This window comes from Pseudomonas oligotrophica (assembly GCF_021726475.1).
GTDB classification, from domain to species: Bacteria; Pseudomonadota; Gammaproteobacteria; order Pseudomonadales; family Pseudomonadaceae; genus Stutzerimonas; species Stutzerimonas oligotrophica.
This window is the reverse complement of the sequence record NZ_JAKJRU010000005.1, coordinates 68,074-82,945: the sequence shown is the minus strand read 5'-3', so window position 1 is coordinate 82,945 and position 14,872 is coordinate 68,074. Positions and strand designations below refer to the sequence as shown.

15 protein-coding genes are annotated in these 14,872 nt (G+C 67.8%); 9 read left to right on the top strand and 6 right to left on the bottom strand.

Going from position 1 to position 14,872, the window contains the following annotated elements:
* Positions 1–8: 8 nt before the first annotated feature.
* The 3 genes from L3N39_RS11650 to L3N39_RS11640 form a co-directional block, all read right to left on the bottom strand.
* Positions 9–806 carry a substrate-binding periplasmic protein gene (locus tag L3N39_RS11650; protein ID WP_237257507.1) on the bottom strand — a complete coding sequence of 266 codons (798 nt, stop codon included), beginning with the start codon at positions 804–806 and terminating at the stop codon, positions 9–11.
* A gap of 109 nt (positions 807–915) precedes the next feature.
* Entirely contained in the window at positions 916–1,845 is a 930-nt protein-coding gene (locus L3N39_RS11645) for an electron transfer flavoprotein subunit alpha/FixB family protein (RefSeq protein WP_237257506.1), read from the bottom strand.
* A complete protein-coding gene (locus L3N39_RS11640; RefSeq protein WP_237257505.1) occupies positions 1,845–2,594 on the bottom strand; it encodes an electron transfer flavoprotein subunit beta/FixA family protein in 750 nt (249 codons plus the stop codon). The genes L3N39_RS11645 and L3N39_RS11640 overlap by 1 nt, the downstream gene beginning before the upstream one ends.
* 319 nt (positions 2,595–2,913) lie before the next feature.
* Here L3N39_RS11640 and L3N39_RS11635 point away from each other — a divergent pair, with 319 nt between their 5' ends.
* Entirely contained in the window at positions 2,914–4,569 is a 1,656-nt protein-coding gene (locus L3N39_RS11635; RefSeq protein ID WP_237257504.1) for an electron transfer flavoprotein-ubiquinone oxidoreductase, read from the top strand.
* A 49-nt stretch (positions 4,570–4,618) separates the two neighbouring features.
* Here the strand turns inward: L3N39_RS11635 and L3N39_RS11630 are convergent, their stop codons facing one another.
* From L3N39_RS11630 to L3N39_RS11620, 3 genes are all read right to left on the bottom strand, one after another.
* A complete protein-coding gene (locus L3N39_RS11630) occupies positions 4,619–5,185 on the bottom strand; it encodes a DUF1285 domain-containing protein (protein ID WP_237257503.1) in 567 nt (188 codons plus the stop codon).
* A 23-nt stretch (positions 5,186–5,208) separates the two neighbouring features.
* Entirely contained in the window at positions 5,209–5,814 is a 606-nt protein-coding gene (locus tag L3N39_RS11625) for a DUF4823 domain-containing protein (RefSeq protein WP_237257502.1), read from the bottom strand.
* Between the two features lie 87 nt (positions 5,815–5,901).
* Positions 5,902–6,522, bottom strand: coding sequence for a TetR/AcrR family transcriptional regulator (locus tag L3N39_RS11620; RefSeq protein ID WP_237257501.1), 621 nt, complete (start codon positions 6,520–6,522; stop codon positions 5,902–5,904).
* Positions 6,523–6,596: 74 nt separating this feature from the next.
* Here L3N39_RS11620 and L3N39_RS11615 point away from each other — a divergent pair, with 74 nt between their 5' ends.
* From L3N39_RS11615 to L3N39_RS11580, 8 genes are all read left to right on the top strand, one after another.
* Complete coding sequence (locus tag L3N39_RS11615) at positions 6,597–7,730, top strand: aminotransferase class V-fold PLP-dependent enzyme (protein WP_237257500.1); 1,134 nt, start codon at positions 6,597–6,599, stop codon at positions 7,728–7,730.
* Between the two features lie 221 nt (positions 7,731–7,951).
* Entirely contained in the window at positions 7,952–8,353 is a 402-nt protein-coding gene (locus L3N39_RS11610) for a hypothetical protein (RefSeq protein ID WP_237257499.1), read from the top strand.
* Between the two features lie 74 nt (positions 8,354–8,427).
* Complete coding sequence (locus L3N39_RS11605; protein ID WP_237257498.1) at positions 8,428–9,129, top strand: response regulator transcription factor; 702 nt, start codon at positions 8,428–8,430, stop codon at positions 9,127–9,129.
* The gene (locus tag L3N39_RS11600; RefSeq protein WP_237257497.1) at positions 9,129–10,460 is read left to right on the top strand and encodes a sensor histidine kinase; all 1,332 of its coding nucleotides are present in this window, start codon (positions 9,129–9,131) and stop codon (positions 10,458–10,460) included. The genes L3N39_RS11605 and L3N39_RS11600 overlap by 1 nt, the downstream gene beginning before the upstream one ends.
* A 132-nt stretch (positions 10,461–10,592) precedes the next feature.
* Positions 10,593–12,641: a TonB-dependent receptor domain-containing protein gene (locus L3N39_RS11595; RefSeq protein ID WP_237257496.1), complete on the top strand. Its 2,049-nt coding sequence runs from the start codon at positions 10,593–10,595 to the stop codon at positions 12,639–12,641.
* A gap of 71 nt (positions 12,642–12,712) precedes the next feature.
* Positions 12,713–13,015 (top strand): iron transporter, encoded by a 303-nt coding sequence (locus tag L3N39_RS11590; RefSeq protein ID WP_237257495.1) that lies wholly within the window; start codon positions 12,713–12,715, stop codon positions 13,013–13,015.
* A complete protein-coding gene (locus L3N39_RS11585; RefSeq protein ID WP_237257494.1) occupies positions 13,012–14,538 on the top strand; it encodes a PepSY-associated TM helix domain-containing protein in 1,527 nt (508 codons plus the stop codon). Before L3N39_RS11590 ends, L3N39_RS11585 begins: the two co-directional genes overlap by 4 nt.
* Positions 14,535–14,870, top strand: a complete 336-nt coding sequence (locus L3N39_RS11580) for a DUF3325 domain-containing protein (protein WP_237257493.1) — start codon at positions 14,535–14,537, stop codon at positions 14,868–14,870. Before L3N39_RS11585 ends, L3N39_RS11580 begins: the two co-directional genes overlap by 4 nt.
* The last annotated feature ends 2 nt before the right edge of the window (positions 14,871–14,872 follow it).

Sequence of the window (14,872 nt, the reverse complement as noted above, 5' to 3'; positions counted from 1 at the left end):
GGCAACCCTTAGTTCTTCGCCGGCGCTTCACCGGCCGGTTTCTGTTCTTTCCAGCGCACCAGGTTATCGACCAGCAGTAGCTCCGGCACGCCGGCTGCCTGCAGCTCGGTCATCTGCAGGGCGAGCTGGCCACGCAGCCAGGGGTCGTTGCAGGCCGAGTCGTGGGACAGCGCCAGGTGCATGGAACGCCGCGCCACAGCCGGCGTCAGCCGCTGGATCTTCTCCAGCAATGGCTGCTCCAGCCGGGCCAGCGCACCGTAGCGCTCGTAGAGGACGAAGTCGGCGTCTCCGCGGGTCAGCGCCGCCACGGCCTGGCCCAGGTCTCTGCCCGGCTTGAGATCGGGCAGGCCGCTCGCCTCGCTCAAGCTGTCCCCGGCGACGCGCAGCCCGCGGCGGCCGCGCAGGTCGGCCGGCGTGGCGTAGAGGAAGCCCGGCTCGTTGCGAACCCAGGCGAAGCTCTCCAGGCGCGCGATCGGCGGGTGGATGAAGTCCATCTCGGCCAGGCGCTCCGCCTGCAACGGCGCATCAAGCAGGATATCGATCCGCCCGCTGCGCACTTCCTCGAGCGCCTTGCCGGCATCACCCGTATGCAGCACCTCCAGCTTCAGGCCGAGGTTCTTGGCGATGCGTTCGAGCAGCTCGACGTTGGCACCGGCCAGGCGCTTGCCATCGCGCCAGACGAACGGCGGGTTGTCCGCCGTGCCGGTTGCCACCAGGCGCTCGCACTTGCCCGCCGCCTGGAGTGCCAGCGGCGAAGCGAGAACCAGGGCCGCAAGAGTCCATCTGAGCGGATCGGCAAGACGCATCGAGGGTACCTTCTTCGGATGAGCGAGCCGGGCGATCTTATCATCGGCGCGCACGACGAGCGCCCATGAAAAAACCCGCACGCGGCGGGTTCTTTCACGACTGCTGCGGTCAGACGAGCTTTTCCAGCTCCGGCAGCACTTCGAACAGATCCCCCACCAGGCCGTAGTCGGCGACCTGGAAGATCGGCGCTTCCTCGTCCTTGTTGATCGCGACGATCACCTTGGAGTCCTTCATGCCGGCCAGGTGCTGGATGGCACCGCTGATGCCGACGGCGATGTACAGCTGCGGCGCGACGATCTTGCCGGTCTGGCCGACCTGCATGTCGTTCGGCACGAAGCCCGCATCGACCGCCGCGCGCGAGGCACCGACGGCGGCGCCGAGCTTGTCGGCCAGCGAGTAGAGGTGCTTGAAGTTGTCGCCGTTCTGCATGCCGCGACCGCCGGAGACGACGATCTTGGCGGCGGTCAGCTCCGGACGGTCGGACTTGGCCAGCTCTTCGCCGACGAAGGCGGAGACGCCTGCATCACCGCTGCCGGAGACCTGCTCGACGCTGGCCGAGCCGCCCTCGGCGTTGACCGCATCGAAACCGGTGCTGCGCACGGTGATCACCTTGATCGGTGCGCTGGACTGCACGGTGGCGATGGCGTTGCCGGCGTAGATCGGGCGCTTGAAGGTGTCGGCGCTCTCGACGGCGATGATCTCGGAGATCTGGTCGACATCCAGCAGGGCGGCGACGCGCGGCAGGAAGTTCTTGCCATTGGTGGTAGCCGCGGCCAGCACGTGGCTGTAATTCTTGGCCAGCCCGGCGATCAGCGGCGCGACGTTTTCCGGCAGCTGGTTGGCGTAAGCCGCATCGTCGGCGACCAGTACCTTGGCCACGCCCTCGATCTTGGCTGCCGCCTCGGCGATGGCGCCGCAGCCGCTGCCGGCGACCAGCACATGGATGTCGCCGCCGATCTTCGCGGCCGCCGCCACGGTGTTCAGGGTCGCAGCCGCCAGCACCGCGTTGTTGTGTTCAGCGATAACCAGGATAGCCATCAGATCACCTTCGCCTCGTTCTTCAGTTTCTCGACCAGTTCAGCCACGGACTTGACCTTGATGCCGGCGCTGCGTGCGGCCGGCGCCTCGACCTTGAGGGTCTTGACGGTGGAGGTGGTGGCCACGCCCAGCGCCTCAGGGCTGAGGGTTTCCAGCGGCTTCTTCTTGGCCTTCATGATGTTCGGCAGCGACGCATAGCGCGGCTCGTTCAGGCGCAGGTCGGTGGTGACGATCGCCGGCAGGTTCAGCGCGACGGTCTGCAGGCCGCCGTCGATCTCGCGGGTGACGTTGAGCTTGTCGCCGGCCACTTCCACCTTGGAGGCGAAGGTGCCCTGGGCGTAGCCGGTCAGCGCGCCGAGCATCTGCCCGGTCTGGTTGTTGTCGCTGTCGATGGCCTGCTTGCCGAGGATGATCAGCTGCGGCTGCTCCTTGTCGACCACCGCCTTGAGCAGCTTGGCCACGGCCAGGGAGCTCAGTTCCTCGGCGGACTCGACCAGCACGGCGCGGTCGGCACCCAGTGCCAGCGCGGTGCGCAGCTGCTCCTGGGCAGCGCTCGGGCCGATGGAGACCACCACGATCTCGCTGGCCACGCCCTTCTCTTTCAGGCGCACCGCTTCTTCCACGGCGATTTCGCAGAAGGGGTTCATCGACATCTTGACGTTGGCGAGGTCGACGCCGGAATTGTCCGCCTTGACGCGGACCTTGACGTTATAGTCAACCACTCGTTTGACAGCTACAAGAACCTTCATGGATTCCTCGTTCTCTTCGGAGATTGGATTTATTCGCCGAGGCGAACCGGCCAGTGGCCTGGGTTCCGATGCCCTGCTGGCTGTTCGGCGAGCGCAAACCGTCACGTATCTTGACTGCAGCGCTGCGGCGGGGTCAACAACGCATATGGCCCGCCATCGCCCGCAGGCGCTCGATTCTAGCAGGCTTCGGAAAATTCAAACAAACGTTTGTATTGGACCGTTTTCGGCAGCTATATATAATGCGCCCCGCCCCGGCTCGATCACGGAACGATCACGGCCTGCCACTCAATAAAAAACCAGCCTTGATTAGGAGAAGCCTATGGAACGCGAATACATGGAATTCGACGTGGTGATCGTCGGCGCCGGCCCCGCAGGCCTATCCGCCGCCTGCCGCCTGAAGCAGAAGGCCGCCGACGCCGGTCAGGAGATCAGCGTCTGCGTCGTCGAGAAAGGTTCCGAAGTAGGCGCCCATATCCTCTCCGGCGCGGTGTTCGAGCCGCGCGCACTGGCCGAGCTGTTCCCCGACTGGAAAGAGCTCGGCGCCCCGCTCAATACGCCGGTCAAGCGCGACGACATCTACCTGCTGAAGAACGAGCAGGCCGCCAGCAAGCTGCCGAACGCGCTGGTCCCCAAGACCATGCACAACGAAGGCAACTACATCATTTCCCTGGGCAACCTGTGCCGCTGGCTGGCCCAGCAGGCCGAGAACCTGGGCGTGGAGATCTACCCCGGCTTCGCCGCCCAGGAAGCGCTGATCGACGACGATGGCGTGGTGCGCGGCATCGTCACCGGCGACCTGGGTGTGGACCGCGAGGGCAATCCGAAGGAAGGCATGTACACCCCCGGCATGGAGCTGCGCGCCAAGTACACGCTGTTTGCCGAGGGCTGCCGCGGCCACATCGGCAAGCAGCTGATCAACCGCTTCCAGCTCAACGCCAGCGTCGATCCGCAGCACTACGGCATCGGCATCAAGGAACTGTGGGATATCGACCCGGCCAAGCACGAGCAGGGCCTGGTGATCCACACCGCCGGCTGGCCGCTGGACGACGAGAACAGCGGCGGCTCGTTCCTCTATCACCTGGAGAACAACCAGGTGGTGGTCGGCCTGATCGTCGATCTCTCCTACAGCAACCCGCACCTGTCGCCGTTCGACGAGTTCCAGCGCTACAAGCACCACCCGGTGGTCAAGCAGTACCTCGAGGGCGGCAAGCGCGTGTCCTACGGTGCCCGCGCCATCGCCAAGGGCGGCCTGAACTGCCTGCCGAAGATGGTGTTCAAGGGCGGCGCGCTGATCGGCTGCGACGCCGGCACCCTGAACTTCGCCAAGATCAAGGGCAGCCACACCGCGATGAAGTCCGGCATGCTGGCCGCCGAAGCGATCGCCGAGGCGCTGGCTGCCGGCCGCGAGGGTGGTGACGAGCTGACCGGTTACGAAGAAGCCTTCAAGAAGAGCTGGGTCTACGACGAGCTGTACAAGAGCCGCAACTTCGGCGCGGCAATCCACAAGTGGGGCGCGATCAAGGGTGGCGCGTTCAACTTCATCGACCAGAACATCTTCGGCGGCAAGATCCCCTTCACCCTGCACGACACCAAGCCGGACCATGCCTGCCTGAAGCCGGCGGCCGAGGTGAAGAAGATCGACTACCCCAAGCCGGACGGCAAGCTCAGCTTCGACAAGCTCAGCTCGGTGTTCCTCTCCAACACCAACCACGAGGAAGACCAGCCGGTCCACCTCAGGCTGGCCGACCCGAGCATCCCGATCGAGAAGAACCTGCCGCTGTACGACGAGCCGGCGCAGCGCTACTGCCCGGCCGGCGTGTACGAAGTGGTCAGCAACGACGACGGCAGCAAGCGCTTCCAGATCAATGCGCAGAACTGCGTGCACTGCAAGACCTGCGACATCAAGGACCCGGCGCAGAACATCACCTGGGTTGCGCCGGAAGGCACCGGCGGACCGAACTACCCCAACATGTAAGCAGAGAAAAAGGCTCCCTCGGGAGCCTTTCTCGTTCAGGACGGCGGCCTCATTCCTCGCGGCCGATGGGGAAGAAGCAACCGCCACTCCAGACGCCGAACCACGGCTGGCCATCCCGCTCGCCCGGCACCGCAAGTTCGACCAGCTGATAGAACACGTTGCGATGGATCAGCGCCTCCAGGTTGGCGCGCACGTGCACGTAGGGCGCCGGCTCGCCGGTGGCCGGATCGAACTCGACGCGGATCGGATGCTCGCTGCCGGCTTCAACCTCGTCCTCGACCTGGGTGATGAAGCGCAGCACCTGCGACTCGCCCTCGCCGTTCACCTGCAGATGGATCGCGACGAAGGGCGCGTCGTCGACCCGGATGCCGACCTTCTCCACTGGCGTCACCAGGAAATAGCGGTCGTCGTCGCGGCGCAGCACGCTGGAGAACAGCCGCACCATCGCCGGCCGGCCGATCGGCGTGCCCAGGTAGTACCAGGTGCCGTCGCGGGCGATGCGCATGTCCAGATCGCCGCAGAAAGGCGGGTTCCACAGGTGCACCGGTGGCAGCCCACGCTTGTCGCCCGCCGGAATCTGCGCCAGCAGGTCCGCGGCCTTGCCCGAATCGCTCATAAGCCCTCCTCGCGAAGAAGCCGCTATCGCTCGGCCAGCCCTAGCAGGCGGCGCGCGTAGTCGCGCAGCGGCGGCCCCAGAAGTTGGTCCGGTTTGGCATCGTAGAGGTTCAACAATCCGCCGCGACTGCGAATCCGCGCGGTGTCGACCAGGTAGCGCGTGCCGGTTTCGATGAGCATCAGCTGCACCACGCCGCTGTCGACGCCGAGGCGGTCGACGGCGCGCTGTTCGTTCAGCTCGTCGAAGCTGCCGATGCGGTCGTCCGCGGCGGCAAAGCGGGTATACAGCAGGTAGTGCGCTCCGGCGGCGCGAGCCTGGGTCATGGCCTGCTCGAGGCCCAGCGGCTGCGGTGCGCGGCGTACCAGCGGGAAATACTCGACGAAGCCCTCGAAGGCCACCTCGGCCACCACGTTCGGTCGCGGGTGGGCATCGCCCGGCGGCACGAAATGCCCCTGGGCGATATAGATGAAGGAATCGGGCTGCAACCGCCAGCTGCTGGCGCGGCGCGTCTCGCTGTGGTCGAGGATGCCGGCATCACGCAGGTGATAGCGGGTGCCTTCGGCCATGTCGCTGACCTTCATGCAGCCGGCCAGCAGGACGACCGCCACCAGCACGCTCAGAATTCGCATTTCACATCCCCATCAGTGCCGGCTATCCGGCGGGCAGCGCTACGGATGCAGCATCCAAGCCAGCTTGTCGCGGCAGGACGCCGGACGCTAGTCGCGCTTGCGCTTGTTGCCCATGCGCACGCCGATGTCCATGAGGAACTGGAAGAAGCCCTCCTGATCCTCCAGCACATTGCTCCAGAACGGCGAGTGATAGAGCGCCACCGCCCCGTGGACCAGGGCCCAGGCAGCGCAATAGTGGAAATACGGTGGCACGTCCTCGAGCTTGCCCTCGGCGATGCGTCCCTCGATCAGCTGGGTGAGGCGCTGGAAGTTCGAGGCGCGGATGCGGTGCAGTTCCTCGACCATCTCCGGCACCTGGTGGCCCTTGACGACTTTCTCCTCGAGCCGGTCGAACAAGCGGTAGCGCTGCGGATCGCGCATGCGGAACTCGAAATAGGCGCGCGACAACGCCTCCTTGTCGCGGTCCAGCGCCTCGGAGTGGAACAGTGCGTTGAGGTCGCGCTCGTAGTCGAGCATCAGCCGCAGGTAGATCTCGGCCTTGGACTTGAAGTGCTTGTAGATGGTGCCTTTGCCGATGCCGACGGTATCGGCGATCATCTCGACGGTGACGCTGTCCTCGCCCTGATCGAGAAAGAGCTGCAGTGCGGTATCGAGGATTTCCTGTTCGCGGCGACGAAACTCGCGAACCTTGCGGGGTTCAGTCTGCATAGATGGCGACGGGCGAGAGAAAAGAAGGCACTCATTATGCCTATTCGGTCATGAATTGCACGAGGACAGGAGAAATGTTCGAGCTGAAGGACGAATTCCCCCAGGCAGCCGGCCTGCGCTACCTCAACCACGCCGCCGTCGCGCCCTGGCCGCGGCGCGCCAGCGAGGCGGTCAGCCGCTTCGCCGAGCAGAACGCCGTCCTCGGGGCCCGCGACTACCCGCAGTGGCTGAAGATCGAGACCCGCCTGCGCGAGCGCCTGGCGCGCCTGCTCAACGCACCGACCAGCGCCGACGTGGCGCTGGTGAAGAACACCTCCGAAGCGCTGTCCTTCGTCGCCTTTGGCCTCGACTGGCAGCCCGGCGATCGCATCGTCATCAGCGACGAGGAGTTCCCCTCCAACCGCGTGGTCTGGGAAGCGCTGGCGCCCCAGGGCGTCGAGGTCAGCCAGGTCAGCCTCAAGGGCCGCGACCCGGAGGGCGACCTGCTCGCCGCCTGCGGGCCACGCACGCGCCTGCTGGCGATCAGCGCCGTGCAGTACGCCAGCGGCCTCCGCCTGGACCTCGAGCGCCTGGGCCTGGGTTGCGAACAGCGCGGCGTGCTGCTTTGCGTGGACGCCATCCAGCAGCTCGGCGCCCTGCCCTTCGACGTGCAGCAGAGCCGCTGCGCCTTCGCCATGGCCGACGGCCACAAGTGGATGCTCGGCCCCGAGGGGCTGGGCGTCTTCTACTGCCGCAGCGACCTGCGCCCGCAGCTCAGGCTGCACGAATACGGCTGGCACATGCTCGAGCACGCCGGCGACTACGAGCGCAGCGACTGGCAGCCGGCGCGCAGCGCCCGACGCTTCGAATGCGGCAGCCCCAACCTGCTGGGCGCCGTGGCGCTGGAAGCGAGCCTGTCGCTGCTCGAGGAGGTCGGCCTGGTGCGGGTGGCCAGCGAGCTTGCGCTGCGCATGGACTGGTTGCAGGACGGCCTGCGGCAGATCGCCGGGGTCGAACTGCTGAGCGCGACGGCACCCGAGCGACGTGCCGGGATCCTCACGTTCCGCCTGGACGGCATCGCCAACGACGCGCTGTTCGAGCGCCTGAAGGCCGAGCAGGTGGTCTGCGCCCTGCGCGGCGGCGGGATCCGCTTCTCGCCGCACTTCTACACCACACCGGCGGTGATCGAGGAAACGCTGGCGTTGTTGCGCGACATTGCCAGCCGATGAGGCATCAGGCTGCGGAAATGTATTCCAATTCGATTTAACCGTCGGCCACATCGGCCGGCAGGAACCGCAAAACGGACTAATACTTGAACCACTGGCGAGGCATTCCCCCCACTGCCTGGCCAGTCGAGATCGCGAGGACTGCGTTCTCGAACTCCTAATGGTCTTGGCCCGGTTTCACGAAAACCGGGTTTTTTTTGCCCGCGCCTGGCTATGATCCGCGCATGCCCGACGCTCCCGCCCTCCGCCAGTCTTGCCCTCCCGGCACCTGCACCTGCCGGCGCGACCAGCTGCTTGCCACGCCTGGCGCGGACCTGCGCATCCTGCGCCTGACCCTGCACGAGGAGAAACGCCTGGCCGAACGCCTGGAGGCGGTCGCCAGCCTGGCCGAGCTGGAGCACCTGCAGCAGCGCATGTTCGACCAGCTCGGCATCCGCATGAGCCTGGCGCCGGGCGCGAGCGAAGTGCGCAGCATGCGCGGCATCGCCGTGGACTTCGCCGACCAGCCCGGCCTGTGCCGCAAGACCCGGCGCAACCTGCCGGCCGCGATCCGCCGCGCGCTGCAACGCCACCCGGAGATCGCCTGGCGCCTGCTCGACGCCCACGACCTGTTGCGCGACGCCTGAGCCGGGCGCCTTGGTGCTTGCCGTTTGCACCGACCTGCAAATTATAATAATTCCTATTTGTGCCAGGTCGGCCCATGCACTCCCCAGCCCAGCGGCAGCTCCTTGCCATCGAAGACGACCCTATCCTGGGTACCCACCTGAAGTGCTCGCTCGAGGCGCGCGGCTTTCGCGTGACCCTGGCCGACGACGGCAACGGCGGCCTGGCGCTGGCCGAACGGGAGCCGTTCGACCTGATCCTGCTCGACGTGCTCTTGCCCGGGCTCGACGGCATGGAGTTGCTGCGGCGCCTGCGCGGCCGACGCCGCACGCCGGTGCTGATGATCTCCGCCCTGGGCGACGAGGCCCATCGCATCCAGGGCTTCGACAGCGGCGCCGACGACTACCTGCCCAAGCCGTTCAGCATCGCCGAACTCGAGGTGCGGATTGCCGCGATCCTTCGGCGCGTCGCCTACGAACGGCGGCCGGCAGCGAACCAGGTGCACGGCGCCCTGCACTTCGACGAGCAACGCAGCGACCTGCAGCACGACGGCCGCTGGCTCGGCCTGACCGCCACCGAATACCGCCTGCTCAAGGTGCTGCACGAAGCGCGCGGCGAGGTGCTGAGCAAACCCTTCCTCTACCAGCAGGTGCTGCGGCGCGGTCATTCGCAGCACGACCGCAGCCTGGACATGCACATCTGCAACCTCCGCCGCAAACTGGCCCGGCAGCAGGTCGGCCAGCTGCGGCTGGAGTCGGTCTGGGGCAAGGGCTACCTGCTCGAAGGGCTCGCCGACTGATGCCCAACCGCCATTCCGTGTTCTGGCGCCTGGCGCTGCCGGTCGCCGCCTTCTGCCTGGCGATGATCTGGGCCAGCGACCACATCGACCGCGAGGTCAGCTACCGCAACTCGTTCCTTTCCGGCGCGGCGCTGGCCGAGCTGGACGCCTATGCCGCCGAGGCCGGCCAGGCCCTCGCCGCGGGGCAGCCGGCGCTGGTCGAGTGGCTCGGGCACCTGCAACGGCGCGAGGCCGGCCTGGTGCTGGTGGTCGACCGCCATCTGCAACCGCTGCCGGGGCAGGCGCCCGATGCCGACGCCCGGCGCCTGCTGCGCTTCGCCCGCCCCTACGACAGCCCCATGAGCCGGCGTGCCGGTGCGCGGCCGATGGTGGTGATCCCGCTGCCGAACGGCGAGCGGCAGCTGGTCATGCAGCTGCCGGAACGCCTGCGGCCCTGGCGTCACCAGGCGCTGCTGGTGTTCGCCACGGTCTACCTGCCGCCGGTGCTGCTCTCGGTGCTGTTCTGCTGGCTGCTGTACCGCCAGCTGATCACACCGCTCGAGCGCCTGCGCCGGCAGGCCAACGCCTTGCACGGCAACCGCCTCGACCCGCCGGCACCGCTGCAACTCAGCGCGCGCAAGGACGAGCTGGGCGACCTCGGCCGCGCCATCGACTACCTCACACGCCGGCTGCGCGATTCCATCGCCCAGCAGCAGCAGTTGCTGCGCGACCTTTCCCACGAGTTGCGCACCCCGCTGAGCCGGCTGCGCGTGGCCTGCGAGAGCGCGCTGCCCCCGGACGAGCTGCGCGAACGGGTCGAACGCGAGATCACCGGCATGCAGCGCCTGGTGGACGACACCCTGGCGCTGGCCTGGCTGGACAGCGAGCAGTCCACGCTCGCCTGCGAGCCGGTGGACGTGCAGACGCTGTGGCACATGCTCGGCGAGGACGCCTGCTTTGAAGCCGGCTGGCCGCGCGAGCGCATCCGCAGCGACATCCCGCCGGACTGCCGGGTCTCCGGCAACCTCAATGCGCTGGCCCAGGCCATGGAGAACGTGCTGCGCAACGCCATCCGCCACTCCCCCGCCGAAGGCTGCGTCTGCCTGAGTGCGCGCCGCGAAGGCCGGCAATGGCGGCTGAGCATCGACGACCAGGGCCCGGGCGTCGCCGAACAGCAGCTCGAACGCATGTTCCGCCCGTTCACCCGGCTGAGCACGGCGCGCCCCGGCGGCGACGGTTTCGGCCTCGGCCTGGCCATCGCCCGCGGCATGGTCAGCCTGCAGGGCGGGCGTATCTGGGCGGAGAACCGCCATCCCGGGCTGCGGGTAAACCTGCTGCTGCCAGCTGTATAGATTGTAAATGCGCTTTACTCACACATGAGAATGACTAGCATTTGCTGCCATCAGGGCCTGGCTACACGCCAGCCCGACCGACCGGCGCACAGGGCGCCCGGGGAATGGATGCTTTCACGGAGACTGCGGTAAATGGCCACTTTCACACGGCGTCGCCTGGCAGGCGCGATCACCCTGGCAATCTGCACGGCGGCACAGGCCGACGAAGCACTCGAGCTGCAACCGACCACGGTGGTCAGTGCCGCCGGCTACGAACAGAACATCGCCAAGGCCCCGGCGAGCATCTCGGTGATCACCCGCGAGCAGCTGCAGAAGCAGGCCTACGGCAGCATCGTCGACGCCGTGAAGAATATCCCCGGCGTCTATGTCACCGGCGGCGGCCAGATGCAGGACATCAGCATCCGCGGCATGACCGCCGGCTATACGCTCTACCTCGTCGACGGCCGGCCGCTCTCGGCGGGACGCTCGGTGAACACCAACGGCAGCGACGGCGGCAAGCAGATCGGCCTGCCACCGCTGTCGGCGATCGAGCGGATCGAGGTCATCCGCGGGCCGATGTCCTCGCTGTATGGCTCCGAAGCCATGGGCGGGGTGATCAACATCATCACCCGCAAGGGCAGCGACGACTGGCATGGCACGGTGTCCAGCGAATACAGCCGCTCGCTCAACGACCTGCAGAACGACGAACACTACACCAGCCTGTACCTCTCCGGCGCGCTGCTGCCGGGCCTGCTCGGCCTGCGCCTGGACGGCGCCTTCAGCCGCACCGAGGAAGCCGACTTCGCCGGCGGCGACGACAGCGCGGCGAGCACGCCGGACGGCAGGCGCCGGCAGGGCGGCGCCGAGCTCTACTTCACCCCCGATTCGCGCAACCGCTTCGCCCTCGGCTACCAGGCCGCGCGCCTGGACGAAAGCGCGCATCCGGGCAGAAGCATCGCCGCCGGCACCGGCGCGGTCGCGAGCAGCACCGAATACGACAAGGACGTGCTGGTCCTCAGCCACGACGGCCACTACGACAACCTGCAGCTCAGCAGCTACCTGCAGAAGGACGTCTCCGAGCGCGTGCAGGAGCTGACCAAGCAGGAGGAAGTCGTCACGTTCAACACCCAGGCCAGCTACTTCCTCGGCGACCATGTCTTCACCCTCGGCGGCCGCTACAAGAAAGAACAGCTGACGCGCGAGGACAACGGCCTGCTGAGCCTGCTGCCCGAGGCCGTCGGCGAGATGGACCGCTGGATCGCCGCGGTCTACGGCGAGATCGACTGGGGCCTCACCGACGACCTGCGGGTAACCACCGGCGCGCGCTACGACGACGACGAGTTCTTCGGCGGCCAGGTTTCCCCGCGCCTCTATGCGCTCTACAGCCTGAGCCCGGAACTGACCCTCAAGGGCGGCGTGTCCACCGGCTACAAGCAACCGTCGCTGACCGACGCCACGGAGGGTTTCGGTGGCACCACCGGCGGTGGCGGCTGGCAGTCCGTCGCGCCGCATGCCCGGGCCATCAGCATCGGCAACCCCGAGCTCAAGCCCGAGACCAGCACCAACTACGAGTTCGGTTTCAACTACAGCGACCCGGCGGCGGGCCTGAGCACCAGCCTGATGCTGTTCCACACCCTCTACCAGGACAAGATCGCCGAGGACCGCTTCTGCTCCACCGACGCCAGCGGCACGGCCAACCGCAACAACTACGCGGCCTGGTCGTGCAGCTACGGCGGCGAGCGCTGGTACTTCCTCAGCACCCGGCAGAACATCGATGAGGCCGTCGTCCGCGGCCTGGAGTGGACGCTCGAATACGACATCCTGCCGGCGCTGCGGCTGACCTCCAGCTACACCTATACCGAGTCCGAGCAGAAGTCCGGCGAATTCAAGGGCGAGCCGCTGAACAAGCAACCGCGGCACATGGCCAACGCGCTGCTCGACTGGCAGGTGAACGAGCGGCTCTCGGCCTGGCTGCAGGGGAACTATCGCAGCGCGACATCGGACTACATCAGCCGGACGAGCATGTCCGAGGGCACGCCCGGCTATGGTTTCGTCGACATCGGTGGCGTCTACCGGCTCACCCGCAACGTCGACCTCAAGGCCGGGCTGTACAATCTGGCCAACAAGGAAGTCACCAACGAGGACTACGAAGTGGTGCTCGACGGCCGCCGCCTGGTGGTGGGCGTCAGTGTCGACTTCTGAGCCGCAGGCCGGGCGCGTCCCGGCCGGGCCTTCTTCGTGACCAACAGCCATTGCGACGGACCCCTGAAGCCGTGACCCGACTCTCCCTTCCCAGCCGCCCCTGGCTGGAGATTTCCCTGCGCACCGCCCTGGCGATCCTCGGCGGCTACGCGCTGACCTATGCCTTCACCGCGGCCCTGGCCCGGGTGCTGCCGCTGCCGCGCGTCGACGCAGTGATCGTCGCCACCCTGCTGTCCTTCGTCTTCTACCTGGGCTTCATCCTCTGGAGCTTCGCCGGCGTCCCGCTGCGCCGACTGGCGCTGGTGATCGCCGTGGCGACGCCGACGCTGGCGCTGCTCGGCTTCTGGCCAAACCTGCTGGAGCGCCTCGGATGAAGCCGCGCACCTTCACGCAATCGATGTCCTGGCTGCACACCTGGGCCGGCCTGCTGCTCGGCTGGGCGCTGTACGCCATCTTCCTCACCGGCAGCCTGGCGGTGTTCGACAAGGAACTCGGCTGGTGGATGCAGCCGGAGATCGAGCGCCCCGCCGGCGATGCCGCCGCGGCCGCCGCCGCCCAGCGCTGGCTGCAGGCGCGGCATGCCGACGCCGGGAGCTGGAACATCGAGCTGCCCGGCGAGCGCGCACCGCTGCTCGGCGTGACCGCCGGCGATCCGCGCCGCGACGGCAGCACCCTGATCGACCCGGCCAGCGGCGAGCCCCTCGAACCGCGCAAGACCGTCGGCGGCAACTTCTTCTTCCGCTTCCACTTCACCCTGCACCTGCCGCGCAACCTCGGCATCTGGGTGGTGGGCCTGGCCGGCATGGCCATGCTGGTGGCGCTGGTCAGCGGCATCGTCATCCACAAGAAGATCTTCAAGGAGTTCTTCACCTTCCGCCCGGCCAAGGGCCAGCGCTCCTGGCTCGACGCACACAACGCCAGCGGCGTGCTGCTGCTGCCATTCCACCTGATGATCGCCTACACCGGCCTGGTGATCTTCTTCGTCATCTACATGCCCGCGGCGCTGGATGCCTTCTACGGCGGCGACCGCGACGCCCTGCTGCGCGACGGCGCGCCGCCGATGCAGGCCAGCGAGCCGGCGCGCGGCCCAGGCCAATCGGCAGCGCCGGCGCCATTGCTGCCGCTGGCCGACTTCGTCAGGCGCGGCGAGGCGCACTACGGGCCGGGCATGCTCGCCGGGCTCAGGGTGAACCATCCCGGCCGGGCCGACGCCCGCGTCATCGTTCAGCCGCGACTCGGCAGCCGCATCGAACTGACCAAGGGCGAGGCCCTGGTATTCGATGGCGTCAGCGGCCAGCTGCTGCAAACACCGGTGCCGACGCGCACCAGCCTGCTCAGCCAGCGGGTGCTGGCCGGCCTGCACTTCGCCCAGTTCGGCGGCTATCCGATGCGCTGGCTGTACTTCTTCTGCGGGCTCGGCGGCTGCGCGATGATCGCCAGCGGGCTGGTGCTCTATACCGTCAAGCTGCGCAAGCAGGCCAAGGCCCCGCGCCGCTGGCTCGAGCTGGTCGAGCGGCTGAACGTCGCCAGCGTGGCGGGCCTCGGCCTGGCCTGCGTCGCCCTGCTGTGGGCCAACCGCCTGCTGCCCGTCGAGCTGGACCGGCGCGGCGGCTGGGAGACCGTCGCGTTCTTCGGCGCCTGGCTGCTGTGCTTCCTGCATGCCGCCGTGCGCGCGCCGATGCCGGCCTGGCGCGAGCAGCTGGCCGGCGCCGCGCTGCTCTGCCTCGGCCTGCCGCTGCTCGACCTGGCCACCGGCGGCGCGCTGGATGGCCAGCGCCTGGGTGTCGACCTGGGCGCCCTGGCCATCGGCCTGCTGCTCGGCTGGGCGGCCTGGAGGATCCCCGCTGCCGCCGCGCAACCGCGGCCGCGCCCGCGTTGCGCAGGAGCCATCCCATGAATGCCGCCGCCCTGCTGCTCGCCCTGAGCCTGGCCTACGCCGGCATGCTCGGCCTTTGCCTGGACATGGAGCGCCACTGGAAACAGCTCGCCAGCCCCCGCCTGCCACCGGCGGCGCGGCGGGCCTGTGCCCCGGCCGGCGTGCTGCTGCTCGCCCTCGCCGGCTGGGTCGCCGGCACGCTATGGCCGCCGGCCATGGCCGCGGTCGCCTGGTTCGGCATGCTCTCGCTGACCGGCCTGGTCCTGGTGCTGCTGCTGCCCTACCGTCCGCGCCTGGCCCTGCTGCTGCCGCTGCTCGGCACGCTGCTGGCCGGGCTCGGCGCGCTGGCCTGAGG